The 26,465-nt window shown below is 74.0% G+C and carries 22 protein-coding genes; 8 read left to right on the plus strand and 14 right to left on the minus strand.

The annotated features are described in order from the left end of the window. The first annotated feature begins 41 nt into the window (after positions 1-41). Positions 42-521 carry a MarR family winged helix-turn-helix transcriptional regulator gene (locus HD595_RS44310; protein WP_253780499.1) on the plus strand — a complete coding sequence of 160 codons (480 nt, stop codon included), beginning with the start codon at positions 42-44 and terminating at the stop codon, positions 519-521. A 366-nt stretch (positions 522-887) separates the two neighbouring features. On the opposite strand, the gene lon is transcribed toward HD595_RS44310, so the two are convergent. Together lon and HD595_RS44320 are read right to left on the minus strand one after the other, a co-directional pair. After that, positions 888-3,260 carry an endopeptidase La gene (gene lon / locus HD595_RS44315; RefSeq protein ID WP_253780502.1) on the minus strand — a complete coding sequence of 791 codons (2,373 nt, stop codon included), beginning with the start codon at positions 3,258-3,260 and terminating at the stop codon, positions 888-890. Positions 3,261-3,435: 175 nt separating this feature from the next. Then, entirely contained in the window at positions 3,436-3,984 is a 549-nt protein-coding gene (locus HD595_RS44320; RefSeq protein WP_253780504.1) for a YciI family protein, read from the minus strand. A gap of 827 nt (positions 3,985-4,811) precedes the next feature. Between HD595_RS44320 and HD595_RS44325 the strand changes: the two genes are divergently transcribed. The 4 genes from HD595_RS44325 to HD595_RS44340 all read left to right on the plus strand — a co-directional run bounded on the left by HD595_RS44325 (position 4,812) and on the right by HD595_RS44340 (position 8,292). Then, positions 4,812-5,459 (plus strand): biliverdin-producing heme oxygenase, encoded by a 648-nt coding sequence (locus HD595_RS44325; protein WP_253780507.1) that lies wholly within the window; start codon positions 4,812-4,814, stop codon positions 5,457-5,459. A gap of 66 nt (positions 5,460-5,525) precedes the next feature. Next, the gene (locus tag HD595_RS44330) at positions 5,526-6,131 is read left to right on the plus strand and encodes a TetR/AcrR family transcriptional regulator (protein ID WP_253780508.1); all 606 of its coding nucleotides are present in this window, start codon (positions 5,526-5,528) and stop codon (positions 6,129-6,131) included. Between the two features lie 122 nt (positions 6,132-6,253). Beyond that, positions 6,254-6,565, plus strand: coding sequence for a hypothetical protein (locus HD595_RS44335; protein ID WP_253780509.1), 312 nt, complete (start codon positions 6,254-6,256; stop codon positions 6,563-6,565). Positions 6,566-7,023: 458 nt separating this feature from the next. Next, positions 7,024-8,292 carry a DUF6745 domain-containing protein gene (locus HD595_RS44340; protein ID WP_253780510.1) on the plus strand — a complete coding sequence of 423 codons (1,269 nt, stop codon included), beginning with the start codon at positions 7,024-7,026 and terminating at the stop codon, positions 8,290-8,292. Positions 8,293-8,821: 529 nt separating this feature from the next. Here the strand turns inward: HD595_RS44340 and HD595_RS44345 are convergent. The 5 genes from HD595_RS44345 to HD595_RS44365 are packed head-to-tail and all read right to left on the minus strand — an operon-like array spanning position 8,822 to position 14,149. Beyond that, positions 8,822-9,805, minus strand: a complete 984-nt coding sequence (locus tag HD595_RS44345; protein WP_253780511.1) for an STM4011 family radical SAM protein — start codon at positions 9,803-9,805, stop codon at positions 8,822-8,824. Then, the gene (locus HD595_RS44350; protein WP_253780512.1) at positions 9,792-11,183 is read right to left on the minus strand and encodes an STM4012 family radical SAM protein; all 1,392 of its coding nucleotides are present in this window, start codon (positions 11,181-11,183) and stop codon (positions 9,792-9,794) included. Before HD595_RS44350 ends, HD595_RS44345 begins: the two co-directional genes overlap by 14 nt. Next, the gene (locus HD595_RS44355) at positions 11,180-11,977 is read right to left on the minus strand and encodes an STM4013/SEN3800 family hydrolase (RefSeq protein WP_253781471.1); all 798 of its coding nucleotides are present in this window, start codon (positions 11,975-11,977) and stop codon (positions 11,180-11,182) included. Before HD595_RS44355 ends, HD595_RS44350 begins: the two co-directional genes overlap by 4 nt. Before the next feature lie 25 nt (positions 11,978-12,002). Next, complete coding sequence (locus tag HD595_RS44360; RefSeq protein ID WP_253780513.1) at positions 12,003-13,214, minus strand: STM4014 family protein; 1,212 nt, start codon at positions 13,212-13,214, stop codon at positions 12,003-12,005. Continuing rightward, positions 13,211-14,149 carry an STM4015 family protein gene (locus tag HD595_RS44365; protein WP_253780514.1) on the minus strand — a complete coding sequence of 313 codons (939 nt, stop codon included), beginning with the start codon at positions 14,147-14,149 and terminating at the stop codon, positions 13,211-13,213. The genes HD595_RS44360 and HD595_RS44365 overlap by 4 nt, the downstream gene beginning before the upstream one ends. A 58-nt stretch (positions 14,150-14,207) precedes the next feature. Between HD595_RS44365 and HD595_RS44370 the strand changes: the two genes are divergently transcribed. Beyond that, on the plus strand, positions 14,208-15,608 hold the full coding sequence (locus tag HD595_RS44370; protein WP_253780516.1) for an MFS transporter: 1,401 nt from the start codon (positions 14,208-14,210) through the stop codon (positions 15,606-15,608). Here the strand turns inward: HD595_RS44370 and HD595_RS44375 are convergent, their stop codons facing one another. Next, positions 15,609-16,853, minus strand: a complete 1,245-nt coding sequence (locus HD595_RS44375) for a cytochrome P450 (protein ID WP_253780519.1) — start codon at positions 16,851-16,853, stop codon at positions 15,609-15,611. A gap of 151 nt (positions 16,854-17,004) precedes the next feature. Between HD595_RS44375 and HD595_RS44380 the strand changes: the two genes are divergently transcribed. Further along, positions 17,005-18,459, plus strand: a complete 1,455-nt coding sequence (locus HD595_RS44380; RefSeq protein WP_253780522.1) for an FG-GAP-like repeat-containing protein — start codon at positions 17,005-17,007, stop codon at positions 18,457-18,459. Positions 18,460-18,542: 83 nt separating this feature from the next. Here the strand turns inward: HD595_RS44380 and HD595_RS44385 are convergent, their stop codons facing one another. From HD595_RS44385 to HD595_RS44410, 6 genes are read right to left on the minus strand one after another with little or no spacing between them, the layout of a single operon-like run. Further along, a complete protein-coding gene (locus HD595_RS44385; RefSeq protein WP_253780523.1) occupies positions 18,543-20,045 on the minus strand; it encodes a sensor histidine kinase in 1,503 nt (500 codons plus the stop codon). A gap of 18 nt (positions 20,046-20,063) precedes the next feature. Continuing rightward, a complete protein-coding gene (locus HD595_RS44390; protein ID WP_253780525.1) occupies positions 20,064-20,756 on the minus strand; it encodes a response regulator transcription factor in 693 nt (230 codons plus the stop codon). Next, the gene (locus tag HD595_RS44395) at positions 20,753-21,331 is read right to left on the minus strand and encodes a hypothetical protein (RefSeq protein ID WP_253780528.1); all 579 of its coding nucleotides are present in this window, start codon (positions 21,329-21,331) and stop codon (positions 20,753-20,755) included. The genes HD595_RS44390 and HD595_RS44395 overlap by 4 nt, the downstream gene beginning before the upstream one ends. A gap of 36 nt (positions 21,332-21,367) precedes the next feature. Next, the gene (locus HD595_RS44400; RefSeq protein WP_253780531.1) at positions 21,368-22,615 is read right to left on the minus strand and encodes an ABC transporter permease; all 1,248 of its coding nucleotides are present in this window, start codon (positions 22,613-22,615) and stop codon (positions 21,368-21,370) included. After that, positions 22,612-23,343 carry an ABC transporter ATP-binding protein gene (locus HD595_RS44405; RefSeq protein ID WP_253780533.1) on the minus strand — a complete coding sequence of 244 codons (732 nt, stop codon included), beginning with the start codon at positions 23,341-23,343 and terminating at the stop codon, positions 22,612-22,614. The genes HD595_RS44400 and HD595_RS44405 overlap by 4 nt, the downstream gene beginning before the upstream one ends. Then, complete coding sequence (locus HD595_RS44410) at positions 23,340-24,509, minus strand: efflux RND transporter periplasmic adaptor subunit (RefSeq protein WP_253780534.1); 1,170 nt, start codon at positions 24,507-24,509, stop codon at positions 23,340-23,342. Before HD595_RS44410 ends, HD595_RS44405 begins: the two co-directional genes overlap by 4 nt. A gap of 269 nt (positions 24,510-24,778) precedes the next feature. On the opposite strand from HD595_RS44410, the gene HD595_RS44415 reads away from it, so the two are divergent. Further along, complete coding sequence (locus tag HD595_RS44415; protein WP_253780536.1) at positions 24,779-26,404, plus strand: efflux RND transporter periplasmic adaptor subunit; 1,626 nt, start codon at positions 24,779-24,781, stop codon at positions 26,402-26,404. The last annotated feature ends 61 nt before the right edge of the window (positions 26,405-26,465 follow it).

Here is a 26,465-nt window from a genome sequence, read left to right on the forward strand (position 1 = left end):
GCGGACAGGAGTGCATATTGCTAAGTGATAGCGTAGTAATCATGGAAGACGGAGAGCTGCACGCGACGGCCGCCTCGCTGCGGCGGGCCGCCGTCGGGCTCGCGAGGCGGCTGCGCGACGAGCGCACCGCCGAGGCGCCGGGAAGGCTGGCGCTGTCGTTGCTGGGACACCTGCGCAGGCACGGCGCGATGACGGCGGGCGAGCTGGCGGCGGCCGAGCACCTGCAGCCGCAGTCGATCACGCGGGCGCTCGCGTCCCTGGAGGAGGGCGGCCTGGTCCGTCGTTCCCGCGACACCGGCGACCGCAGGCGTCACCTCATCGTCCTGACCGACCTGGGCGCCGAGGCGCTCACCGACCAGGTGCGAGGCGGCGACGCCCGGCTGGCGGAGGCCATGTCCCGGGCGCTCACGCCGGAGGAGTGCCGCGTCCTCGGCGTGGCGGCCGACCTGATCGAGCGCCTCCTCGCCGACCACCCGGACGGTCCGCAGCCGCGCCGGTCCAGAAAGCCCGACGTCACGTAAGTCCGGGGCCCCAGGAGTCCGAGAACCCGCGACTCCCCAGACCGGCCCTGCTGGTGAGGCGTCCCGCACCTGTAGGCCCCTCCCCTTGGAGGGGCGCTCACCCTTGCGGGGCCGCTCACCCCTGACGGCCGCTCACTCCCTTGCGACCGCTCACCCCTGACGGCCGCTCACCCCCTGGGGGCCGCTCACCCCTCAAGACCCTCACCGCGTCCGGCTTCCCGGCCCCTCCTCCTCCCCCACCGGGGACGCCCGATCAGCGCGACCCACGTAGAACGCCTTGAGGACGTCGGCCCGCGACCGACATGGCGACGCCCGCCGTCCCCTGAGGGATCGGCGGGCGTCGGGCCCAGCCGCGGGAGCCGGGGGTCAGGCGGCGGCCGTGGAGACGACCTTGGCCGGGGTGAGGGCGATGTCCAGCACCTCGCGCACGTCGCTGACCGGGTGGATGGTCAGCTCGTCGCGCACCTCCTTGGGCACGTCGTCCAGGTCGGGCTCGTTGCGGGCCGGGATGAGCACCGTGGTGATGCCCGCCCGGTGCGCCGCGAGCAGCTTCTGCTTGACGCCGCCGATCGGCAGGACCCGCCCGGTGAGCGAGATCTCGCCGGTCATGGCCACGTCGCTGCGGACCTGGCGGCCCGACAGCAGCGAGGCCAGCGCCGTCGTGAGCGTGACACCCGCCGAGGGGCCGTCCTTCGGCACCGCGCCCGCCGGGAAGTGGACGTGGACCGAGCGGTCCTTCAGCGCGGTCACCGGCAGCTCCAGCTCCGCGCCGTGCGAGCGGAGGTAGGACAGGGCGATCCTGGCCGACTCCTTCATCACGTCGCCGAGCTGGCCGGTCAGCGTGAGGCCGGTCTCACCGGTCTCGGGGTCGGCCAGCGACGCCTCCACGTACAGGACGTCGCCGCCGGCGCCCGTGACGGCCAGGCCCGTCGCCACGCCCGGCACCGAGGTGCGCTGCGTGGACTCCGGCAGCGACGACTCCGGCACGAACCGCGGCCGGCCCAGGTAGCCGACCAGGTCGTCGGCGCCGACGGTGACCGGCAGCTCGTCCTTGGCGGCCACCTTGCGCAGGACGCGGGCGACCGACCGCTCCAGGGAGCGGACCCCGGCCTCGCGGGTGTACTCGGCGGCGAGCCTGCGCAGCGCCGGCTCCTCGACCTTGACCTCCTCGGCCGTCAGGCCGGCCAGCTCAAGCTGCTTGGGCAGCAGGTGGTCGCGGGCGATGGCGACCTTCTCGTCCTCGGTGTAGCCGTCGAGGGTGACGACCTCCATGCGGTCGAGCAGCGGCCCGGGGATGGCCTCCAGGACGTTGGCCGTGGCCAGGAACAGCACGTCGCTCAGGTCGAGCTCGACCTCCAGGTAGTGGTCGCGGAACGTGTGGTTCTGCGCCGGGTCGAGCACCTCCAGCAGGGCGGCCGTCGGGTCGCCGCGGTAGTCGGCGCCGACCTTGTCCACCTCGTCGAGCAGGACGACCGGGTTCATGGAGCCGGCCTCGCGGACGGCGCGGACGATGCGACCGGGCAGCGCGCCGACGTACGTGCGCCGGTGGCCGCGGATCTCCGCCTCGTCGCGCACGCCGCCGAGGGCGACGCGGACGAACTTGCGGCCCATCGCGCGGGCCACGGACTCGCCGAGCGAGGTCTTGCCCACGCCGGGAGGGCCGGCCAGGGCGAGGACGGCGCCGCTGCGGCGGCCGCCGACGACCCCGAGGCCCTTGTCCTGGCGGCGCTTGCGCACGGCCAGGTGCTCGATGATGCGGTCCTTGACGTCGTCGAGGCCGGTGTGGTCGGCGTCGAGCACGGCCCGCGCGCCGGTGATGTCGTAGTTGTCCTCGGTCCGCTCGTTCCAGGGGATGTCGAGGACGGTGTCGAGCCAGGTGCGGATCCAGCCGGTCTCGGGGGACTGGTCGGACGTCCGCTCCAGCTTGTCGACCTCCTTCAGCGCGGCCTCGCGCACCTTCTCCGGCAGGTCGGCGGCCTCGACGCGGGCCCGGTAGTCCTCCTCCTCGCTCTCGGAGGTGTCGCCGTTGAGCTCCTTGAGCTCCTTGCGGACGGCGGCGAGCTGCTGGCGCAGCAGGAACTCCCGCTGCTGCTTCTCCATGCCCTCCTGGACGTCCTTGCGGATCGTCTCGGCGACGTCGAGCTCGGCGAGGTGCTCACGGGACCACTCGACCAGCTTGGCCAGCCGGTCGGCCGGGTCGGCCGCCTCCAGCAGCTCGACCTTCTGGGCTGTGGTCAGCCAAGGGGTGTAGCCGGAGCTGTCGGCCAGCACCGACGGGTCGTCGATCTGGTTGACCTGGTCGACCACCTGCCAGGCGCCGCGCTTCTGCAGGATCGTGGTGGCCAGGGCCTTGTACTCCTTGGCCAGGTCCTGGGCGCGCTCGGTGACGGGGACGGGGTCGACCGTGATGGCCTCCACCCACAGCGCGGCACCCGGGCCGGTCGTGCCCGTGCCGACGCGCACACGGTCGACGCCACGCACCACGGCGGCGGGCTCGCCACCGGGCAGCCTGCCGACCTGCTCCACGACGGCCTGCACACCGACGGCGCCGTACCGGCCGTCGATGCGGGGAACGAGGAGGACTCGCGGCTTGTTGCGTCCGGATGCGCGGCTCGACGACTCGGCCGCGTCGATCGCCGCACGCACCTCGGAGTCGGACAGGTCCAGCGGGACCACCATGCCCGGCAGGACGACCTCGTCGTCGAGCGGCAGGACCGGCAGGGTCAAGCTTTCACTCATGCGAACTCCCAAGGGTTGAGTTATACAGACTCAATTCATCAGAGCCCGCTGGTGTTCCCTTCCTTGCCGATGTTCGCTCAGAGCGATCGTAATCATGTAAGCACGCGCGTGGACGGCGCGGTGGACGCCGCCGGGCGGGCCCGCGCCTCACCTCGGCGGCGCCGGCCAGGCGCTCCTACCGCCGCCCGCCGAACTCCCAGTCGTGGACCTCGATGTCGGCGTACCGGTCCGGGGTCAGGACGGCGCGGGCCGCGTCCGCGTCCGGGGCCCGGATCAGCAGCGCCGTGCCCAGCCAGGCGGCGCCGTCGTCGGACAGCAGCGGCCCGTACGCGATCAGCCCCTCACCGTCGGACGGCGGGACGAGGTCGGCGGGCTCCCCGGAGCCGAGACCCAGCACCAGATACCGGTTGCCGCCGTCCCGGCCGCCGGGGAAGTCCCACATGGTGCGCCCCAGCGCGTTGCGCCATCGCCGCAACACCACGTCCCGGTAGACGCCGGCCTGGTAGTTGGGCTCGTCGAAGACGAACGCCCGTGCGGCGGCGACATCCGGCAGGTCGACGATGTGCACGCTGCCGGTGGCCGCGTCGTCGTCACGGGTGAAGGTCGGACCACGGGCGATCAGCTCGGCCGCGAAACCGTCCATGTAGGACCAGTGCGCTTCGAGCAGCTCGTCGCGCAGCGCGCCGGAGCCGGGACGATCACGGTGATAACAGAAGAACTCCATGGCGGGTACCTACCATGGGCGTGGCGACGGCTCATCCCGTTATTTCCGGTCGATTCCTTCCCCATGTCGGTGGACGCGCCCACGCTCGACCGACGCGCAGGCGCCAAGGGAGTGGGGGCGGTCTTCAGGCAGTCGTTCAGCCGCCGGTGGGAGCCCCGCCCTCCTCCCCCTCGGCATCACTCCCCGCCGCAGGTTCGCCGGTTTGGTCCTGCGCCGCGGTTCGGCCGACATGCTGGTGACCGAGCAGATACGCTGAGTAGCTGTTCGCCATCGAGGAGGCGCCGGCCTCATGAGGGGTGACGAACATGGGGAATTGGTGTTGGGTCATGTCGAGTCGCCTTCGTTGTGCGTGACGGGGCGCCGACGGGACGAGGGGGACGACTCCTGCTGCAACAGGAGGCCGCCGTCCCCCTCGCCCCAGCCCGCGCCAGGGCGTGAATATTAATTGCTTTCACGTTCGACTCGGAGAGCGCGGAATCGCCCTGCCGATCGAAGCGTACATAACATCAACACCGCCTCGTGCGCGTACTCGTGAATCAAGCTCGGATCAATTTTCTTCCAGGATCGTACTGGTCCCGGGCCACTTCCTCATCCAACAACGCGCGCACCCGATGGCGAAAAGCGGCGATTATCCACATTCAAAGAAAAGGCGGCTTGCGCGACATCAATGCCGGTTCTCCTGGATCATTTCCGGTTTGAGGGGTCGGTGGCGGGGCAGGCACCAGGCAGTCACACGTTTCACGACACGGTGTCGTCATCCTCTTGACGGGACGGCCGCAGGTTTGTGACACTGTGTCGTGAAAGACTGGTACACGGTGGGGTGAAGTGTGACGTCGTTCTCCGAAGCGCTGAGGAACGCCACGTGGGGAGACCACGAGGCGGCCGAGGGCGAGAGCTATCTCAAGGAGCTCATGGGCGGGCGGCTGAGCGCCGCTGAGTACGGCGAGATGGTCGCGCAGCACCACTTCGCGTACGCGGCCCTGGACAGCGTGTCCCGCGAGCTGGCGGACCACCCGGTGGCGGGCAGGTTCGTGTTCCCCGAGCTGTACCGCGAACCGGCGCTGGAACGCGACCTCGCCACCATCTACGGCGACGGATGGCGCGACCGGATCGCCCCGTCCAAGGCGACCCGCACCCTCGTGGCCCGGATCGAGCAGATGGCCGGCTGGCCCGGCGGGTACGTCGCCCACCACTACACCCGCTACATGGGCGACCTGTCGGGCGGACAGTTCATCCGGATGGAGCTCCAGCGCATCTACGGGTACGCGAAGGGCGGCGGGGTCGACTTCTACGTGTTCGACCAGGTGGGCAGCCTGCCGAGGTTCAAGCAAGAGTACCGGTCGCGGCTGGACGCGTTCGGGGAGACCATCGACGAACGGGAACGGGAGCGCGTCATCCGCGAGGTGAAGCTGGCCTACCAGCTCAACACCGAGGTCCTGGCCGAGCTCCTCGACTCCGTCCGCGCCGTCGCCTGACCGAAGCCCCTCTCCGGCCGTACACACGTCCCCTCCCGGGACGTACCCGCGGCCTACGATGGCCCTATGCCCCGGATCTCCGCCGCCACCATCGGTGAGCACCGCGCCCGCACACGGGAGCGCATCCTCCAGGCGGTCTCCCGGCTGTCGCGTGAACAGGGCATCGACGCGCTCTCGATGACGGACGTCGCGCACGAGGCCGGCATCACCCGGACCGCGCTCTACAACTACTACCCCGACAAGGCGGCGCTGCTGCTCGCCTTCACCGAGCAGGTCACCAGCTACTTCATCGAGAGCTACGAACGAGAGCTGTCCGACGGGGCGACCCCGGCGGAACGGCTGCGCGCGTACGTGCGGCTCCAGCTCGCCGGCCTGGTCGCCCACCCGCACCCCGGCCCCGCCGACCTCAGCGCCGCCCTCGGCCCCGACGCCTACCAGCGGCTGGCCGAGCACGTGGCGCCGATGCAGCGGATCCTCACGGAGATCCTGGAGAGCGGGGCCGCGTCGGGCGAGTTCGAGGTGCCGGACGTGGCGGCGACGGCGCGCATGGTGCTGGCGGTGATCAGCGCGGAGCGGGTGCCGCTGGTCAGCGGGGCGGTCACCGTGGAGCGGGCGGGCGAGCTGGTGTCGGGCTTCATCCTGCGCGCTCTGGGCAGCCGCCCTCCGCGCTGACTCCCGCGCGCACTGGGCAGCCGCCCTCCGCGCTGACTCCCGCGCGCTCCCGTGCTGATCGCGGCCCCGAAAGTGTCGGTCCTTCTCGCTAGCGTGCGGGCAGATCATCGAGGAGGCGTGGCATGTTCCGTCAGGGAGACATCCTGGTCGTACCGGTCGCCGAGGTACCGGAGTGGGTGGAGTCGGCGCCGTCGGCGCCGCGTGACGGCCGGGGGCGTCTGGTGCTGGCGCTGGGCGAGGCGACCGGCCACGCGCACGCGGTCCCGGGGCCCGGCGTGCTCGTCCTCGACCCTCGCGGCGACTACCTCCACCTGCCGCAGGGCGGCCGGTTGGTGCATGAGGAACACGCCGCCATCTCGTTACCGCCAGGGTGGTTCCGGGTGGTCAGGCAACGCGAGTACGTGCCTGGCGCCTATCGTCTGGTCGCCGACTGAGTCCGTGCTTTCTGACCTCGGACGATGTCCTGGGCCCGTTCCGGGCTCCCGCCGGGCCTGAGCATCGGTGTCCCGTTCACGCTCGGGCATCTTCCTGGTGACCGGGTGCTTCGAGCGACCGTCCCGCCCGATCGGTGTGCCTTCAGGCGCCACCCGACCGGCTCTCGATCGCTTGGGGCGCTGTCCCGTCTGGCCTTTCGTGTGCCCCGCGGCCCTGCCGGGTCGACGGTCCTCCCCGGTCTTGGGCGTTCTCCACACCGAGGTCCGGTCGGGTGCATGTTCCGGCCGTGCCGTGCTCTCTTGTGCCTCGCGCCCTGCGTGAGGTCAGGCTCCGTGCCTACGGCTCTGCATTACGCCGTCCGGGCCTGTGCCCCGTGGCCTGCGTGATGTCAGGACCTGTGCCCTGCAGTCCTGCCCGAAGTATCCCCCCCTATCCCCCAGCCCGTCAGGAGCTCTCCATGCACGACCAGCAGCCGCCCACCTGGCGCGAGGTGGCGTTCACGACAGGCCCGGCCGACCGGGCGGAGGCTGAGGCCGGTGTCCGCGCCGCGTATCTGGCCGCCGGGCTCGCTCCGCCCGAGCGGGTCGTGTGGCTGTCCTCACCGGCGCAGGGGGCCGTCGCCGCCGCCCTGCTCGGCGGCGATGCCGGCGCCCGCGGCCTGCTGCGTTCCGCCTTGACCGCGAACGGGCCTGGCACGGGCGACCGCCGGCCGGACGGGCGTGCCGGGGTGGCGCCACAAGCGTTGAGGGACGGCCTGGCGGCACTGTTACGGGAGATGGCGGAGGTGGACGCCGGGGCTTCGGTGCGCGACCTCGTCCGCACGCGACCGTGGGCGCGAGCCCGGGCCGACACCGTGGCGCGATGGGGCGGCGCGGAGTGGGCACGGGTGTGGGCGCTCACCGGCGCGCCGCTCTGGACGGACGTCGAGCGGCTGGTGAGCGACATCCGCCAGGCCATCGGGATCCTCGCCGACTCCTCGGACGAGGCCACCCGGCTGCTGCGGCGCGCCACCCTGGACGCGGTGCACGGCCAGCACGACGCGCCGTGGCTCGCGGCGTTCGACGAGCCTCCGGGCTCGCCCGTCGAGGCAGAACAGTCGGGCTCACCAGCACAGGCCGCCGGGTCGGCGTCGCAGGGAGCATCAGTGGGTTCGCCGGCGCGGGAGCGGCCGAGCGCGGGCGATCATCACCTTGACGGGCTTCGGCGCGTCGCGAGGGCCGCCGGGTGGTGGTGGCCGTACGAGCGGCTGGTGCTGCTGTGCGAGCGGCCCACGCGCCATGACCGGGACGAGCTCGGCCGGCTGCACCGCGCGGACGGACCGGCCCTGGAGTTCCCCGACGGGTTCGCGTTGCACGCCTGGCGCGGCATGCCGGTTCCGGCCGGGTTCAGCGCCGCCATGGCCACGCTCGACGCGGACCGCATCCGACGCGAGGAGAACGCCGAGCTGCGCCGCGTCATGCTGGAGCACTACGGGTACGAGCGCTACGTCGCCGAGTCCGGCGCCCGGCCGGTGCATCGAGACGATACCGGGGTGCTGTGGCGGGTCGATCTTCGGGGCGACGAGCCGCTCACGATGGTGGAGGTGGTCAACTCCACACCGGAGCCGGACGGCACCAGCCGCACGTACTTTCTCCGGGTCCCGCCGTGGGTAAGGCGTGCGCGTGAGGGCGTGGCGTGGACGTTCGGTCTGGCCGAGGCCGAATACCACCCTGAACGCGAGAGCTGATCGTTCGGGGGGCTTGCCGGGCGTGACCGGCCTGAGGGGAACGCACCGCGTCCCTGACCGGCCTGGCGTTGGTTCCGGTCGCGGGCAGGCCCCAGGCTTGGACTGTCTCCAGATCGGGCCCGGTCTGCTCCGGCGTGGGCGCCGTTCGCGTCCGGGCCGCGCCCGGGCCCAAGGCGGGCCCGCGCCGCCCCGGGGCCTGGGCGAGGGCCAGGGGCCGGGCCGGGGCGAGGGCCAGGGTCGGGGTCGGGACCGGGCCAGGGTCGGGGCGAGGGCCAGGGTCGAGGGCCGGGGTCGGGACCGGGCTAGGGTCGGGGCGAGGGCCAGGGTCGAGGGCCGGGGCCAGGGTCGGGACCGAGGCCAGGGTCGGGGTGCGGATCAGCGGCAGGCTGGGCCGGCGCCGGCAAGCCCGGAAGGGCCCGAGCCGGATCCAACCGACTCCGGAGCCCAAGTCGGAGCCCGAGCCGGAGTTGGAGCTGGAGACCGGGCTGGGCCGGGGGCGGGTCGGGATGGTGTTCGGGTCGGATCGTTCTCAGGCCGGGGGCGGGGCTGAGGTCGCGGTCCGCTGCCCGGAGGATTCGGGACCCCGCAAGCGGTGCGGCCATCCCGCGGGGATGCGCTCCAGGATTCCACCCGCGAAGGTGTCGTACAGACCGAGCGGCTCCAGGTGCACGTAGCCGATGTGGCAGTCGCACATCGCCAGCGGGCACGGGCGTGGGCGGAGCGCCGCCAGCGCCGTTCCGTCGTACAGGTTGCCGAGGCGTTGCCGCACGAAGTGGCAGCGCCGCACGTCGCCCTCCCCGTCCACGGAGATGACGGTCTCACCGGTACGGCACGGCAGCCCCAGGCTCGGATGCGGGTCGCGGCTCACCCCGAAGAGAGGGTCCAGCGCGGCCCAGACGGCCGCCTCCTCGTCGGTGTAGAGGTGGCCCTCGGCGGCGTTCACCCACAGGTACACGCCGCCGGGCAGGTCGGCGCGCAGGCGGCGGGCGGCGTCGAGGTGCTCCGGGAGGCCGACCACGCCGACGCTGTAGCGCACCCCTCTGGCGGACAAGTCGTGACATTTCCGGATGAAGCGGTCGTGGGTCACCTGGCCCGGGTGGTAGGTGGCCCACAGGGCGAGCGTGTCGAGATCCGCCTCGTCGAGCCAGGCCGTCCGGCCGCTGAGGTTCGTCTGGATGGCGACCCGGGGCACGTGGGCGAGCCGGCTGAGCCGGACCATGGCACGCCGGTACCACGACCGCACGAGACCTTCGCCCCACGGGGTGAACAGCACGGAGACGGTGAAGTCCCGCTCGGCCACCCACTGGACGAAGCGCTCCAGCGCCACCCGGTCGGCGCGCAGTCGCTCGGGCGTGTCGCGCCGCTTGGCGAACGGGCAGTACGGGCAGTCGTAGTCGCAGCTCGCGAGGGGGCCGCGGTAGAGGATCGTCAGGCGTGCGGGTCCGGCGGCGGCGGAGGAGTGCGCGGGCGGGGCGCCCGGCGGGCGGGGCGGGAGGTGGTCAGCGGTGGTCATAGGTGTCCATCAGCTCCCGTACGCGGGCGGAGAACAGCGCGGGCCCGACGGCGTCGGAGTGGGCGAGCCCGTCGGGGGTGAGCCGGACGCGTTCGGCGTCGTCCTCCAGCCAGCCGCGCGCCGCGTAGCCCGACAGGTCGAAGTCGTCCAGCACGTCGGCGCCGAAGCGCGTCTTGTAGGCGGCACGGTCGAGGCCCGCCGCCTGGAGGAGCGACTGGAGGAGGTGCCTGCGGCGGCGTTCGGCGGCGTCCAGCTCGAAGCCGGCGTTGGCGTGGGCGAACTCCTCGCGCGGCAGCCGCACGTAGTCGTCGATGATGGCGCGGACGTGGCGGACGGCGACGGCGTACTCGAACGAGTAATGCAGCCGCTCGGTGTAGGAGCGGGCGCCGCAGCCGAGCCCGACCATTCCGTCGCGCTGACAGGTGTACTCATCCCCGGGCGGGGCGTCATGCGAGCCTCCGGGCGCGGTCTCATGCGAGCTTCCGGGTGCGATCTCATGCGAGCCCCCGGCCGCCGTGTCGTTCGGGCTTCCCGGCGCACGGGAGGAGGAGGCGCGGCGGCGGAACATGCGCATCGACACCTGCTCGTAGCCCGCCCCCAGCAGGTGGTCGCGGCCCGTCCGGTACAGGCGCAGCCGCTGGTCGTCCCACGCGCCAGGCCGCAGGCCGAGCCCGGTGAGCGGCCGCACGTACAGCGGATACAGGTACAGCTCCTCCGGCCGCCACGCCAGCGCCGCGTCGAGCGAGTACAGCCAGGACGTCTCCGTCTGGCCGTCGATGCCGTAGATCAGGTCGAGGTTGAGCATGGGCGGCCCGGCCGCCCTGATGGCGGCCAGCGCGGTCTCGACCTCGGCGCGCCGCTGGGGGCGCACCGCGGCCCGCGCCTCGGCGTCGAGGAAGCTCTGCACGCCGATCGAGACGCGGGTGACGCCCCGGCCGGTGAGGACGGCCAGCCGGTCGGGGGTCGCGGTGGCGGGCGAGGTCTCCACGCCGAACGGGACGGCCCGCAGGTCGGCCCCCATGACGTCCTCGGCGATGTCGAGGAGCCTGGCCAGCTCGCCCGCCTCCAGGTAGGTGGGCGTGCCGCCGCCGATGGCCGCCGCCGCGAACCGGGCCTCGGGCAGCGCCTCGCGGGTCACGGCCGCCTGGCGTTCGAGCGCGTCGAGGTAGGCCGCCACCAGGTCGGCGGGCGCGCCGGTCCGGGTGAACAGGTTGCAGAATCCGCACCGCATCTCGCAGAACGGCACGTGCAGGTACAGGAAGAGCGCTTGGTCCGGCTCCTGCGCCCACACCTCGCGCAGCGCGGGCCGGGGCTCCAGCGGCCGGTAGGCGGTCTTGTGCGGGTAGGAGTAGACGTATCCCTGGTAGGGCGAGGTCACCGCCAGGATCCCTTCTCGAGGACGAATTCGCCGTAGGGGACGGTCCACACGACCTCGTGGCCGATGCGGTGGCCGGTGTGCCCGTCCTCCCCGTACGCGGTGCCGTGGTCGGAGCAGACGATGGCCAGGCACGGCCGTCGCTCGCTCATCAGGGCGAACAGCCGTCCGATGTGCCGGTCGACGTAGCGCAGGGCGGCGGCGTGCGTGGCCGGGTCGTCGCCGGTGGCGCCCGGCAGGTGGAACCAGTTGGGCTGGTGCAGCGCCGACACGTTCACGAACAGGAACACGGGCCCGGCGGCCCCCCTGACGGCGGTCTCGGCCCGGTCGAGCTGCCGTTCGAAGGAGTCGGGCGCGGTCACGCCGAACCCGGGCTCCCAGTGCGACTCGGCGAACAGCCCCGGCAGCGCCGATCCGAGCGGTGTGAGCTTGTTGAAGAAGCCCACGCCGCCGACGCAGATCGTGTGGTAGCCCGCCTGGGCGAGCCCGGTGGGCAGGTCGGCGGCGTCGAAGCGCCAGGTGCCGGGCGCGGTGGTCTCGCTGCCGGGGAAGGCGGCGGCGAACAGCCTCGGGTGCGGGCCGGGGCTGACCGGCGTGGGCAGGAAACCGGCCAGCATCGCGGCGTGCGCGGCGTAGGTGAAGCTGCCGGGCGTGTGCCGGCGTTCCCACCGGCCGCCGGGCAGCGCCCGGGCCAGGGTGGGCAGCCGGCCGGCGGCCAGCTCACCGGCGGCGACGTCGTACCGCAGGGTGTCGAGTGTGACCAGCAGCAGGTCGTGCGTGCCGATCACCGAGTGCATGTCCCTCATGTCCTTCGCGTCCTGGTCATCGGTGGCCCGCCGTGCGTGCGGCGCCCAGCAGCAGCTCCACCTGCGCCTCGTACGTGTCCAGGCCCTCCGCCCCGCCCCCCGGCAGCCCGGTCAGGCCCGGCAGCAGGTCGCCGAACGCGTTGACCTCGGCCACCGCCGGCTCCCACCGGCCGGCCCCGAGCATGAGGTCCACGCCGACGGCCGGGCTCCCGGGAAAGCAGGCGGCGGCCGCCGCGCAGACGTCCATGGCCCGCACCCAGCCGGGCTCGCCCAGGAGGGCGCGGACCGCGGCGAGGTCGCCCCGCCGTCCCCCGAGGTGGAGGTTCGTCATGGGGACGTGGCTGGTGCGCGCGACCGCGTGGGTGGGCCGGCCGCCGATCACGACGACCCGCAGGTCGAACACGCGACCGCCGACGGACGCCTTGGGGAACCAGCGTTCGACGTGCAGCCCGTCCGGCGCCAGGGCGTCGACGATCGCCGCGACGTCGGCCTCCCGCTCGTACGAGCGCACCCGCAGGGAGTTGTGCAGCGTGCCCGCAGGCCCCAGCTCCACGGAGGTGGTGGCCTTGATCCGCGGGCCGCGCGCCTGCAGCGCCACGACTCCCGAGGCGGACGAGCCGTGGGCCGGTTTGACGAACACCCGGGCCCAGCCCGCCTCGCGCATCGCGGCCCGCAGGCCGGCGTAGCCGCCGACGGGGCCCGGCAGGGCGGGCGGGACCGGCACGCCGGCCGCCGCGAGCCGGGCGTGGCACAGCCGCTTGTCGAACATCACCGCGATCTCGCCGACGTCGTTCGCCAGGCGCGCCCCGGGGGTGCGGCCGACCGCGTCCCGGACCGCCTCCAGAGCGCGGACGAAGCGGGCGTGCCAGGTGGCGCCGCCGCCGACGCGGGTCGGGTCGCCGGGCCCGCGCAGCAGCGCGTCGGCCGCCGCGTCCTCCCCCGGCGACTCGACGCGGACGAGCGCCCCCTCGGGAAAGCCGGGAAAGCCGGGAAAGCCGGGAAAGCCGGAAGGACCTTGATTGCCGGAAGAAGCCGGAATGACGGCGGGGACGGGAACGCGCGGCGCCCGCGTGGCCCCCGTGTCGGCCCCGCCGAGCACGTCGCGCCAGGCGATCACGTGCGGCTCCGGCAGGCCGTGACGGCGCAGCGCGGCGGCGAACAGGGTGACCCGCCGGTCGCCCGGCGTGCCGACGACGGCGACCGGCGGCCCCACCGGGACTCGCGTCACTCGGACACCGCGACGTAGCGCCAGTCGTTGCCGCGGACCTGCTGGATGTCGGACAGGTCGAGCTGCACCCCGGGCAGCGCGGCGCGCAGCCGTTCGATCATCGGCCCGCTCAGGTAGTGGTGGCTCAGGTCGAGGCTGGTCAGGTGGGTGAGCGGCTGGCCGGACAGCAGCGCCTCGGCCCCGGTGTCGGTCAGCACGCCCATCGACAGGTTGAGGGACTCCAGGCGGGCGACGATCGGGGCGGCGGCCACGGCGGCGCAGACCTCGTCCTGGATCTCGCTGTCCTGCAGGCCGAGGTGGCGCAGCGCGGGCAGGCCGGAGCCGTCGAGGACGCCCGCCCAGTCGGCGGGCCGGGAGTCGCCGGAGTAGTTGGTGGTGCCGAGCCAGAGCTCCAGGTGCCGCAGCGCGGGCAGGGAGCTCTCCCCGACGGCCCGCACCACCGACGCCGGCAGGCCGCCCGTCTCGAACCTGAGCACCTCCAGCGCGGCGTGGGTGACGGGCCGCAGGTGCAGCCCGGTGCCGCCGCGCACCTCCAGCCGGCGCAGGCGCGGATAGGCGTCGAGCAGCGGCGTGATGTCGTCCTGCTCGATCCAGGAGATCTCGGACTCCTCCATGACGATGTCGCCGAGGAAGATCGCCTCCAGCGCCGGCAGCCGGCCGGCGGCGTCGGCGAGCATCCGGACCGGGATGTCGCCGCGCATGCCTTCCCAGCCTGGGCCCCACCAGCCGATGACCAGCGCCCGGATCCGCGTGGGGTCGACTCTGCCGAGCAGTTCCTCGAAGCCCTGCTGGAGCGTCGGCTCGTCCTCGTCGTAGGGGGCACCCGCCACGCGCCAGGCCACGGTGTCGGGTGCGGCCGACGACGTCGCCGGGTCGAGGCCGACCCAGCGGACCGGCAGGCCGTGGAAGGTGTCGAGGTGCGCGTGGATGGTCATCGGTTCTCCAGGTAGGGGGAGATCAAGGTCTACCAGAGGGCGGTGACAGGATGGGCCCATGGAAAACGGCCATATCCGGCTCGCGTCCGCCCGGGGGCGGTGGATCCTCGCGGCGACGGTCCTCGGCTCCGGCCTGACGATGCTCGACAGCACCGTCGTCAACGTCGCGCTGCCCTTCCTCGGCAAGGAGCTCGACGCCGACATGTCGGGCCTGCAGTGGACGATCAACGGCTACACGCTGACGCTGGCGGGGCTCATCCTGCTGGGCGGGTCGCTGGGCGACCGGTACGGCCGGCGCAAGGTGTTCCTCATCGGGACGGTGTGGTTCGCGATCGCCTCCGCGATGTGCGGGCTGGCGCCCGACGTCGGTTTCCTCGTGGCGGCGCGGGCGTTGCAGGGCGTCGGCGGTGCGCTGCTCACGCCGGGGTCGCTGGCGATCATCCAGGCGTCGTTCGAGAAGGCCGACCGGCCGCGCGCCGTGGGCGTCTGGTCCGGGCTGGGCGGGGTGTCGGCCGCCGTGGGCCCGCTGCTCGGCGGCTGGCTGGTGGAGTGGGCGGGCTGGCGGTGGGCATTCCTGATCAACCTGCCGTTCGCGGCGCTGGTGGTGCTGGTCGCCCTGCGCCACGTGCCCGAGAGCCGGGACGAGCAGGCCGCCGGCCGCTTCGACGTGCTCGGCTCGGTGCTCGCGGCGCTGGCGCTGGCCGGGATCACGTACGGGCTGATCGACCTGAGCGCCCCCGTGCCGCTGATCGTGGGCGTGGCGCTGGGCGTGGCGTTCGTGCTGGTCGAGCGGCGGCGCTCGCCGGACGCGCTGGTGCCCGTGGGGATCTTCCGCGACCGGGTGTTCACGGCGGTGAACGTGGTGACCCTGATCATGTACGCGGCGATGGGCGTGGTGTTCTTCCTGCTGGTGGTGCAGCTCCAGGTGGTGTCCGGGTTCTCGCCCATCGCGGCGGGCCTGGCGCTGCTGCCGACGACCGTCCTGATGCTGGTGCTGTCGCCCACGGCCGGCGAGATCGCCAAGAGGTACGGGCCGCGCCTGCCGATGACGCTGGGCATCGTCGTGGCGGGGCTGGGCTTCCTGTGGATGAGCACGATCTCCACCGGCGCGTCGTACGCGCTGCAGGTGCTGCCCGCGGTGGCCGTCTTCGGCCTCGGCCTGTCGGCGGCGGTGGCGCCGCTGACGGCGACCGTGCTGGCCAGCGCCGACGAGCGGTACGCGGGCACGGCCAGCGGCGTCAACAACGCGGTGGCGCGGACCGGCAGCCTGCTCGCGGTGGCCGCCGTGCCGCCCCTGGTGGGCCTGGTCGGCGACGCGTTCAAGCGGCCGGTGGTGTTCGACGCGGGTTTCCGGACCGCGATGGTGGTCAGCGCGGTGATGATGTTCGTCTCCGCGGCCATCACGTTCCTGACGATCAGGACGAACGTGCTCGCCGCGGAACGCGCCGGCCAGAGCTAGCTAGAAGGTGAACGCCTGGCTGCGGACGCTGTTGTCGAAGTTGGACAGCAGCAGCTCGGGCTCGCCCACCGCCCGCACGCCGGGCAGCCGCGTGAGCAGCTCGCGGAACATCGTGCGCAGCTCCTGGCGGGCCAGGTTGGCCCCGAGGCAGAAGTGCGGCCCGGGGCCGCCGAAGCCGACGTGCGGCTTGGTGTCGCGGGTGATGTCGAAGGTGTCGGGGTCGGGGAAGACGCTCTCGTCGCGGTTGGCGGAGCCGTAGAAGAGCACGACCTTGTCGCCCTGCTTCAGCTCCAGGCCGCGCAGCGAGTAGTCCTGGGTGACGGTGCGGCGGAACTGCATGATCGGGGAGACGAAGCGGACCATCTCCTCGATCGTGTTGTTGATGTGGCCGTCGAAGTCGCTCGTCAGCAGCTCGCGCTGGGCGGGGTTGTCGGTGAGCAGCTTGATGCCGTGGGCCATCGTGTTGCGGGCGGTCTCGTTGCCGGCGACCAGCAGCAGGGCGAAGAACGAGCCGAGCTCCTTGTCGGTGAGCTTCTCGCCGTCGGGGTTGGCGGTGACCAGCAGCGAGATGAGGTCGCCCCGCGGGTCGGCGGCGCGCTCGTGGCCGAGTTTGATCACCATGCGCTGGAGGGCCAGCAGGGCGAGCATGTTCTGGCCGGCGAGCTGGACGCTGCGGGCCAGGCTGGGCCGCACGCCGGTGTAGGCGGTGGAGACGTCCACGTGCTCGTGGACCTTCTCCCGCTGCTCCTGCGGGATGTCGAGCATGTCGCAGATGACGTGGATGGGCAGCCGGGCGGCGACCTGGTGGACGAAGTCGCGGGGGCCGTCCTTGACCACGTCGTCGACGATCCGGGCGCAGGCCGCCTCGATGTCGCTCTGCAGCCCGGCCAGCATGCGCGGGCTGAAGGAGCGGGTGACGATGCGGCGCAGGCGGGCGTGGCGGGGGTCGTCCATGTTGACCATGGACTCGCCGAACACCTGCTTGACCCAGCCCGGCGGCTCGGGGTTGGTGACGGCCGGCTCGCTGGAGAACACCTTGGCGTTGCGGCTGGCCTCCACCACGTCGGCGTGCCGGACGAGGGCGTAGAAGCCCTTGCCGGAGCGCAGCAGCGGCACCCGCTTCTCCTCGAAGAACACCGGGTGCTCCAGCTGGCGGAGCCGGGCGAACGCCTCGTGCCGTTCCTTGAGGGGCTTGCGCCAGAAGTCCAGGTCCGCGAGATCGATGTCCGCCACGTCGATAGCCACGCGTCTATCCTGGCACGTTCCCGGTGCGGTCCACCCATGGATCCCCGGCGGCGCCGGGGCTGCCGCGTCTCAGCCGATGTGCATCCGGACCTCTCGGGGCATTCCCATCCCGTTCAGGCGCGGTTCGTCCTGGGCGGTCATCACTGGAGGCATGAAAGCGCTGCTCGCCGCCTGTCTGATCCTCCCCCTTTCCTCCGGGGCGTCCCCTGGGACGACCCACGCCGCGGCGCACGCCGCGATCGCCCGGTCGTGCGCCGGCGGGCCGTCCGACTTCGACGGCGACGGCCGTCCCGACCTGGCCGTGGCGGCGCCGTACGACGACCGCCGCGCCGGGTCCGTGACCGTCCTGTACGGGGACGGGCGCAAGGTGCGGCTCACGCAGGACGACGCCGAGCCGGGCGACTCCTTCGGCTCGGCCCTGGCCGTCGGCGACTTCGACGGCGACCGGTGCGCCGACCTGGCCGTGGGCGTGTCGGAGGAGTTCGCCGGCGAGCGGGTGCCGGGCGGCGACGGCAACGGCGTGGTCCAGGTCTTCCACGGCTCGCCGCAGGGGCTGCGCGCGGGCGGGCGGCTCGCGCCGCGCAGGCCGTCCAGCGACCGGTTCGGCGCGGCGCTGGCGGCGGGCGACCTGGACGGCGACGGCCGCGACGAGCTGGCCGTGGGCGCGCCCACGCGGGGGCGGGGCGGTTCGGTGGTCGTCTACTGGATGAAGGGGCGCGGCCCGTACGAGGTCACCCAGCGGACCCGGTGGGTGCGGCAGGCCGCGAACGTCACCGACCAGTGGGGCGCGGCGCTGGCCACGGGCGACTTCGACGGCGACGGCCGCGACGAGCTGGTTGTGGGCGCCCCGGCCGACAGCGTCACCCAGGACGGCCAGGGCTCCGTGACCGTGCTCGACGTCGCGCGCGGCCGGGCCCTGGCCCTGACGCAGAGCAGCGCGGGGATCAAGGGAGCGGCGGAGAAGTGGGACGCGTTCGGCGCGGCGCTGGCCACGGGCGACTTCGACGACGACGGCCGCGACGACCTGGCCGTCGGGGTGCCCGGCGAGGGCCTGGACGCCAACCAGCGGGCGATGGACTACGGCGACGGGGCCGTGCACGTGATCTACGGAGGCCGCTCCGGGCTGCGCGGCGCCCGCAGCGAGATGTGGACGCAGCGGCTGCTGAAGGGCGAGCCGCGCTACTACGACCGGTTCGGCGCGGCGCTGGCGGCCGGTGACTTCAACGGCGACGGCGACGACGAGCTGGCCGTCGGGGTGCCCGGCGAGAACGCGGTGCAGGTGCTGGCCTCGGACCGCTCCGGCGGCCTGACCCGGCACGGGGACGTGCTGGTCAAGGGGCGCGGCGCGGTCCCGGCGGTGCTGCCGGCGGTCCGGCGCGGCCCTGCCCTGGCCGCGCCTCCGGCCAAGGGCGCCACGGGGGCGGTGGCGGCGGACGGGCGTCCGGCGGAGGGCCGGGTGGACGGGCTGGTGGTGGCCGAGCCGGAGAAGGGCGCGGTCTGGCTCGTCCCGGGCGCCCGCAGGCCGGGGCCGTACCCGGGGGTGCGTCCGGGGCGGGCGCGCGAGCTGGGCGAGGGGCCGGGCCTGTACGGCTACGCCCTGGGATAGCCCCGCCGCGCGGTCACTCATGCGGGTACGCGCTCAGCGGGGCGGCGCGGTCACTCGTGCGGGCACGCGCCGGGGCGGCGCGGTCACTCGTGCGAGTACGCGCCCGGCGGGGCGGCGGGCAGGACGACGCGGAACACCGCGCCCTTCCCCGGCTCCGACGAGGCGGTGATCGTGCCCCCGTGCGCCTCCACGAGCGTGGCCGCGATCGACAGGCCGAGCCCCGACCCACCGGCGCCGCGCGCCGGGTCGGCCCGGTAGAACCGCTCGAACACCAGCTCCGCCACCCGGGGCGGGAAGCCCGGCCCCTCGTCGGCCACCTCCAGCTCCGCCCGGTCGCCGGCCAGGCCGACCCCGACGCGGAACGGCGTGCCGGCCGGCGTGTGGGCGAGGGCGTTGCCGACGAGGTTGCCCAGCACCTGGGACAGGCGCGGCTCGTCGCCCACCACCGGCACGGGCCCCTCTCCCCCGTCGAGCCGCACCAGCTCGATGACCCGGTCGGGCGCGAGCGTCTGCGCGTCGATGACGGCCGTCGCCGCCAGGCTCAGCAGGTCGACGGGCCGCCGGTCGAGGGCGCGGCGCTGGTCGAGCCGGGCGAGCAGCAGCATGTCCTCCACGAGCAGCCCCATGCGGGCGGCCTGGCCCTCGATCCGGCCGAGCAGCCGCACCGCCTCGTCCAGGCTCCGCTCCTCGTTCAGCCGGTACAGCTCGGCGAAGCCCCGGATGGAGGTGAGCGGAGTGCGCAGCTCGTGCGAGGCGTCGGCCATGAACCGGCGCATCAGCTCCTCGGAGCGCCGGGCGGCCGTGGCCGAGCGGCGCGCCTCCTCGGCCGCCGCCTCGCGTTCGCGCACCGCGACCTCGATGCGGCCGAGCATGCCGTTGAGCGCCCGGCCGAGCTTGCCGACCTCGGTGGTGGCGGCCCACATCGGCACGCGGCGCGACAGGTCGCCTCCGGCGATGTCGCGGGCGGTGCGGGCGATCTCGCCGAGGGGACGCAGGCTGCGCCGTACCACCCAGTGGCAGGCGACGCCGAGGACGGCCAGCGTGCCGCCGCCGCCCACCACGACGATGAGCATGAGCTGGGTGACGGTGGCGTCCACGTCGCCGAGGTTGATCGCGATGACGCGGCTGGCGCCGTCGCGGGCCGGCACGGCGATCACCCGCCACAGCGGCCCGTCGGCCGGCACCGACTCGACGGTGAACGGCCGGCCGGCCAGGCGGGCGACGTCGGCGCTGGTCAGGCGGGGCAGGTCGGGGGTGTAGGCGTCGGTGGACTCGGAGTAGCGCCGCACGACCGTGCCGCCCGCGTCGACGAGCACGCCGTGGAACAGCCCGTAGAAGCGCTCCGGCGCGCGGCTGCCCGGTGTGGGGTCGGGCGGCGGGGGCACGCGTGGCGGGCGGCTGGCGGAGTGGAGCTGCTGGTCGACCCGCTCGACGAGGTAGCCGCGCAGCAGCCGCACGGCGAACAGCCCGGTCAACGCGATGGCCAGCGTGACCATCAGCAGCGTCGCCGAGACCAGCCGCAGCCACAGCGGGGTGCGGGCGAGCCGCCGCCGCACCTGCCGCACGGCCTCACGCCCGCGCCTCATGCCTCACGCTCCCCCTGGTCAGTCCTTGGGCGGGCGAAGGATATAGCCGACGCCGCGCAGAGTGTGCAGGTGGCGGCGCTCGCCGGTGTCCAGCTTGCGGCGCAGGTAGGAGACGTACGACTCGACGAGCCCGACGTCGGTGCGCCAGTCGCCGTTCCAGACGTGGTCGAGGATCTGCGTCTTCGACAGGACGCGGCCGGTGTTGAGCATGAAGTAGCGCAGCAGCCGGAACTCGGTGGGCGACAGCCGCACGGGCAGGCCGTTGCGCCACACCTCGTGCGTCTCCACGTCGAGCTCCAGGTCGCCGGCGCGCAGCCGGTTGGGCAGCGGCGCGCCGCGCCGGGTGCGGCGCAGCACCGCCCGGATGCGGGCGATGACCTCCTCCAGGCTGAACGGCTTGGTGACGTAGTCCTCGCCGAGCCCCAGCCCGGCCAGCCGGTCCTCCGGGGTGTCCTTGGCGGTGACGAACAGCACCGGGACGCGCCGGCCGCGCGAGCGCAGCCGGGTGGCCACGGTCAGGCCGTCGAGGTCGGGCAGCATCACGTCCAGCATGACGAGGTCGGGGGCGCGCTCCTCGGCCACCCGCAGCGCGCTCCTGCCGTCGGCGGCGGTGAACACCTCGAAGCCGGCCATGCGCAGGCTCGCCGAGAACAGCTCCCTGATGTTGGGCTCGTCGTCGACGACCAGGAGCCTGGCCTCGGGCGCCCTCATCGGGCGCCGCCTCCCTGGCTGATCGACACGGCGGCGACCGAGCCGTCGGCGGCCTTCTGGCCGCGCACCACGACGGTGGAGCCGGTGGCCAGGTCGGCCACCTTGCCGGGCTTGGAGATCTGCACCGTGGTCGAGCCGGTGGTCGTGACGGTGACGGTGGAGCCGTCCATGGCCTTCAGGTATACCTTGCCGTCCTCGACCTTCTCGACGGTGCCCACCGTGCCGCCGCCGAAGCCGCCCGCGCGCTGCCCGGGCTGCCCGCCCGGCTGCCCGTCCCCTGGTTGCCCGCCGTACCCGGGAGGCGTGCCGTTCCCGGGCATGCCGCCCATGCGCCGGCCGTACCCCTGGTAGCCGTCGCCGGACTGCCGGCCGCCCGCGGCGGCGGCCGGCGCGGCCTGGCCGTCCAGCGTCTTGTGCGCCTGGATGCCGATGAGCACGCCGGCCACCAGCACCACGCCGGCGCCGAGCGCCAGCGTCAGCCTGGACGGCCCCTTGCGGGGCTGGACGGCCAGCTCCTCACGCAGGTCGTCGTCGCGGAACGGCGAGGAGTCGAGCGGGTTGTCACGCTCGGCCATGTCGGTCTCCTAGGGGGATACGGGGATGGGGAGGCGTCACTCGTGGCGCAGGGCCTGGATCGGCCGCAGCTTCGCGGCCCGGTTGGCGGGGTAGCCGCCGAAGAACAGCCCGATGCCGACCGACACGCCGAGGGCCAGCGCCACGGACGACGGGACGAGCACCGGCTCGATGCCGGCGATGGTGAACCGGGTGCCGGCGAACGCCACCAGCACCCCCGACAGCCCGCCGACGAGGCTCAGCAGCGTGGCCTCCATCAGGAACTGGCCGAGGATGGCGCCCCGGGGCGCGCCGATGGCCTTGCGGATGCCGATCTCCCTGGTCCGCTCGGTGACGGTGACGAGCATGATGTTGGTGATGCCGATGCCGCCGACCAGCAGCGAGATCGCGGCGACCGCGCCGAGCAGCACGGTGAACGTGCCGGTCGCCGCGCTGACGGTCTCCTGGAGGGTGGCCTGGTTGAGGATGCGGTAGTCGGCGGCGGCGCCGCCGGTGACGCCGTGCCGCTGGTTGAGGATGGCCGTGACCTCGGCCTGCGCGCTCGCGGTGGCGGACGCGCCGGTGGCCCGCACGACGATCGAGCCGAGCGGGCCGAACCCGGTGAGGCTCTGCTGGACGGCCGGCAGCGGCGCGAGGGCCACGTCGTCGGCGTCCTGCATGCCGGTGGAGCCGCTCTCCTTGAGCACGCCGACGACGGTGAACGGCACCCCCGACACGCCGACCTGCCTGCCGATCGGGTCGAGGTCGCCGAACAGCTCCTCGGCCACGGTCGTGCCGAGCACCATGACCTTGCGGGCGGCCAGCACGTCGTCGTTGAAGAAGTACGTGCCGCGGGCCACCTGCTTGTTCATGGCCTCGAAGTAGCTGGGGTAGGTGCCGACGAGCTGGCCGATGTCGTGGCTGGCCGCCTCGTAGGTGGCGGTGGCCGAGCCGGCGGTCACGACGGGCGAGACGGACGCCACCGACGGGGCGGCGGCCCGGTCCGCCAGGGCCTCGGCGTCGGCGAGGGTGAGCTGCCGCGCCTGGGTGCGGGGCCCGGTGTTCTGGCCGCCGCCCGCGGGCCCGCCCCGGCCGCCCCCGCCGGTGAAGGACGGGGAGATGGTCAGGGTGTTGGCGCCGAGCCGCTGGATGTTCTTCTGGATGCTCTGGGAGGAGCCCTCGCCGACGGCGACGAGCAGGATGACCGCGGCGACGCCGATGAGGATGCCGAGCGTGGTCAGGGCGCTGCGCATCTTGTTGGCCAGCAGGCCGCGCAGCGCGAAGCGGAGGATCTCCAGCCGGTTCACCTGGCCGCCTCCGCGAGCCTCGGCGGCGGGCCGTCCACCGGCGCCCGCCTGCGGTCCTCCACGATCGCGCCGTCCACGAGCCGGATGACCCGCTTGGCGTGCGCGGCGACGTCGTCCTCGTGGGTGATGACCACGATCGTGCGGCCGGAGGCGCTCAGCCGGTCGAGGATGTCGAGCACGTCGCGGGTGGAGGCGGTGTCGAGGTTGCCGGTGGGCTCGTCCGCCAGCAGCAGGGCGGGGGCGGTGACGAGCGCGCGGGCGACGGCGACGCGCTGCTGCTGGCCGCCCGAGAGCTGGTTCGGCTCGTGGTGCAGCCGGTCGGACAGGCCCACCTGCTCCAGCGCGGCCAGCGCCCGGGAGCGGCGCTCGGCCTGGCCGACGCCGCCGTACACGAGCGGCAGCTCGACGTTGGCGAGGGCGCTCATGCGCGGGATCAGGTTGAACGACTGGAAGACGAAGCCGACCCGGCGGTTGCGCAGCAGGGCGAGCCGGTGCTCGTCGAGCAGGCCCACGTCGGCGCCGTCGATCTGGTAGCTGCCCGAGGTGGGGACGTCGAGGCAGCCGAGGATGTTCATGAGCGTGGACTTGCCGGAGCCGGAGGCGCCCATGACGGCCACGTAGTCGCCCTTGTCGACGTCGAGGTCCACGCCGCGCAGGGCGCGGACCCGGGCGTCGCCCTCGCCGTACTCCTTGACGAGGCCGCGCACGCGCAGGACGGGGGCGGTCATCGCGCGCCCCCGGGCACCCCGCCGGGGCCGCCGCCCGGGAAGCCGCCGCCGAAGCCGCGCTGCTGCTGGCCGTTGCCCGTGCCCGTCCCGGTGGCGACGGACGGCAGGACGACCACGTCGCCCTCGGACACCCCGGAGGTGATCTCGGAGGTGGCGGTGCCGCGCACGCCCACCTCGACCGCGGTCCTGACCTGGGCGCCGTCGCGCAGGAGGGTGACCGTGCTGCGGCCGCCGGTGGTGGAGATCGCGGCGGTGGGGACGGTGACGGCGTTCTCGGCGCTGCCGACGACGACCTCGACGGTCGCGGTCTGGCCGAGCCGGACCTGCGCCGGCACGCTGCCGAACGTGATCGTCACCGGGTACTGGACGACGTTGTCGCTGGTGGAGGCGACCGGCTGGATCTGGCTGACCTTGCCGGTGGCGGTGACGCCGGGCAGCGCGTCGAAGGTGACGGTGGCGCTCTGGCCGACCTTGAGCCGGCCGGCGTCCGACTCGGTGAACGAGCCGACGAGCTGGAGCTTGCGGGTGTCGGCCAGCTCGACGAACCCGGTCGCGCCCGAGCCGCCCTGCTGGGCCGGCTGGCCGCTCTGCCCGGACTGGCCGCTCTGGGTCTGGCCGGAGCCGGTGCCGGACGAGGAGCCGCCGACGCTGCCGTTCACGGCGGTGACCGTGCCGGCGAAGGGCGCCCTGATGACGGTGCCGTCGACGGCCCGTCTGGCCTCGCGGTAGGCGTTGCGCGCCTTGACGTAGGCGGCGTAGAGCTGCGCGGTCGAGGTGCCGTCGGCGGTGGCGGAGGCGAGCGTGGCCTCGGCCGCCGACAGTGTCTCGCGGGCGGCGGCGTCGTCCACCTCGGCGAGGATGTCGCCCTTGCGTACCTTGTCGCCGGCCTTGACGTTGACGCGCTCGACGGTGCCGCTGGTGCCGAACGTCAGCGCCCTGCTCCTGGCGCTCTCCACGGAGCCCGACGCGGTCACGGACGCGGTCACGGCGCCCCGGCCGGCGGTCGCGGTCCGCGGGGCCGTCTCGCCGGCCGCCTCGTCCGTGCCGAGCTGGGCGTAGGCGAACGCGGCGCCGCCCAGGAGGAGCACGGCGAGCGCTCCGTTGGTCACCAGCGTCCTGCGGCTGGTCGTGGTCGTCAGCGCTCTGCGCCGGGGGGACACCTTCACAGGCGGTGACCCTGGCACACCAGCCTGCGCCCGAGCCGGGAGCTTGCTGAAGGTTCGCTGACAACGGCCGCCGTCCGCGCGGCACACAGCGAACTCGGAGCCGGCTCGCAGGGGGGCGTGAACGTGCCGCGCCAGGATGGGCCGCCATGAGACCGACTTCGCGGCCCCGGCCGTCCTCGCGGCCCTCGCCGTCTTCGCAGCCTGGGCGGCTTTCGCGGCTTTCGCGGGTACCTCGGCTGCCTCGGCTTTCGCGGCCGAAGGCGCTCGCGGTGGGCGCGCTGGCGCTGGCCGTCCTGGCGGCCGGCTCGGGCCTGGCCGTCGCCCTGCGCGACGACGCCCCGGCCACCGTCCGGGTCCGGCTCGCGGCGGCCAGGCGGGGCGTGGTGACCGCCTCGGTCACGGCCGCGGGCAGCACGGTCGACGGCTCACGCCGCGACCTGGCCTTCGGCGGCTCCGGGACGGTGACGCGCGTGTACGTCAAGGTCGGGGCCAAGGTGCGCAAGGGCCAGGTGCTGGCCCGCATCGACGGGCGGGCCGCGAGGGAGCGGTACGAGGCGGCGGAGGCGGACCTGGCGGCGGCGCGGGAGGCGCTGGAGGAGGCGTCGTCGCCCACGACCGCCCCTTCGGCCTGCTCCCCCACCACCTCGGGCAGCACGTCGGCCGCCCTCCAAGGCGCTTCCCCTTCCCCGGGTCTCACGGGCGCCACCGTCCAGGACATGGCCGCCGCGCTCGGGGGCGCCGGGGCGTTCGGTGTGCGGGCGGCCGTCGCGACCCGCGCGCCCGCCTCGCCCGAGGGCGTGGCCTTCTCCCCCACGCCTTCCTCCGGGTCGTGGCCCTCCGGCGACCCCGAGCCGGACCCCACGCTCCCGGAGCCGCGGCCCACGGTCACGGTCACGGTGACGGCCACGGCCACGGTCACCGCGACGGTGACCGCCACTCCCACCAGGCCCTCGACCGCCGAGCCCACGGCGGGACCCACCACGGGCCCCACCACCGGCCCCGCCGACCCCGGGACGAGCCCCGCCCCCACCTCCTCGCCCACCGGCCGCCCCACGACCGCCCCGACCGGCAAGGGCACGCCCACCCCCACCGGCAGGACGACGGGCAAGCCCACGGCCAAGCCGTCCGGGCAGCCCTCCGGCCGTCCGTCCGGCGGGGCCCGTCCGTCCAGCGGAGCGCGTCCCTCCAGCGGGGCCCGTCCCTCTCAGGGCGTGTGCCGGCCGGGCGGCGGCGCGAAGGGCGGCATCAGCGAGGAGCAGGCGCAGGCGAACGTCGACCGCGCCGAGGCCGCGCTGGAGCAGGCCGCCGACGCGGTGCGGGGCACCCGCATCGTGGCGCCCGCCGCCGGCACGGTCCTGTCGGTCGCGGGCCGGGCGGGCGACGCCGCGGGCGGCGGCACGTTCGTCAGCCTCGGCGATCTGGACGAGCAGCAGGTCGAGGCCATGGTCACCGAGTCCGACGTGAACCGGCTCAGGATCGGCCAGAAGGCGCGGATCACGCTGGCCACGCGCCCCGGGCAGCGGTACGCGGGCCGGGTGACCCGCATCGCCCCGACCGCCACCGCGGACGGCAGCCTGGTCCGCTACTCCGTCGCGCTGGCCTTCGACGAGCCGCCCGCGGGCATCATGCTGGGGCAGACGGCGTCGGTGGTGGTGACGACCGGCACGGCGGCGGACGCCGTCTACGTGCCCGTCGCGGCGGTGCGCGGGCGCGCGGACGGCACCTCGGTGGTCACCGTGCGCTCGGACGGCCGGGACGCCACCCGGGTGGTGCGCACGGGCGTGCGCGGCGACCAGTACGTGCAGGTCACCTCCGGGCTGAGCGAGAGCGACCAGGTGGTGCTGGAGGGCGGCTCGGCGGGCGGGTTCCCCGACGGGTCGTGGCCGGGACGCTGAGCGAACCCTCAGTGTCCTCCCAGCGAACGGTCAGGCACGGGCGCACGCGGGAGGACCGGCA

Source organism: Nonomuraea roseoviolacea subsp. carminata (assembly GCF_024172185.1).
GTDB lineage: Bacteria > Actinomycetota > Actinomycetes > Streptosporangiales > Streptosporangiaceae > Nonomuraea > Nonomuraea roseoviolacea.

Bases quoted from the DNA above. Each gene is read 5' to 3' on its own strand.
- HD595_RS44330 (WP_253780508.1), top strand. From the start codon at position 5,526: ATGCCCCGGATCTCCGCCGCCACCATCGGTGAGCACCGCGCCCGCACA.
- lon (WP_253780502.1), bottom strand. From the start codon at position 3,260: ATGAGTGAAAGCTTGACCCTGCCGGTCCTGCCGCTCGACGACGAGGTC.
- HD595_RS44310 (WP_253780499.1), top strand. From the start codon at position 42: ATGGAAGACGGAGAGCTGCACGCGACGGCCGCCTCGCTGCGGCGGGCC.
- HD595_RS44340 (WP_253780510.1), top strand. From the start codon at position 7,024: ATGCACGACCAGCAGCCGCCCACCTGGCGCGAGGTGGCGTTCACGACA.
- HD595_RS44335 (WP_253780509.1), top strand. From the start codon at position 6,254: ATGTTCCGTCAGGGAGACATCCTGGTCGTACCGGTCGCCGAGGTACCG.
- HD595_RS44385 (WP_253780523.1), bottom strand. From the start codon at position 20,045: ATGAGGCGCGGGCGTGAGGCCGTGCGGCAGGTGCGGCGGCGGCTCGCC.
- HD595_RS44395 (WP_253780528.1), bottom strand. From the start codon at position 21,331: ATGGCCGAGCGTGACAACCCGCTCGACTCCTCGCCGTTCCGCGACGAC.
- HD595_RS44355 (WP_253781471.1), bottom strand. From the start codon at position 11,977: ATGCACTCGGTGATCGGCACGCACGACCTGCTGCTGGTCACACTCGAC.
- HD595_RS44365 (WP_253780514.1), bottom strand. From the start codon at position 14,149: ATGACCATCCACGCGCACCTCGACACCTTCCACGGCCTGCCGGTCCGC.
- HD595_RS44405 (WP_253780533.1), bottom strand. From the start codon at position 23,343: ATGACCGCCCCCGTCCTGCGCGTGCGCGGCCTCGTCAAGGAGTACGGC.
- HD595_RS44320 (WP_253780504.1), bottom strand. From the start codon at position 3,984: ATGGAGTTCTTCTGTTATCACCGTGATCGTCCCGGCTCCGGCGCGCTG.
- HD595_RS44390 (WP_253780525.1), bottom strand. From the start codon at position 20,756: ATGAGGGCGCCCGAGGCCAGGCTCCTGGTCGTCGACGACGAGCCCAAC.
- HD595_RS44345 (WP_253780511.1), bottom strand. From the start codon at position 9,805: ATGACCACCGCTGACCACCTCCCGCCCCGCCCGCCGGGCGCCCCGCCC.
- HD595_RS44370 (WP_253780516.1), top strand. From the start codon at position 14,208: ATGGAAAACGGCCATATCCGGCTCGCGTCCGCCCGGGGGCGGTGGATC.
- HD595_RS44380 (WP_253780522.1), top strand. From the start codon at position 17,005: ATGAAAGCGCTGCTCGCCGCCTGTCTGATCCTCCCCCTTTCCTCCGGG.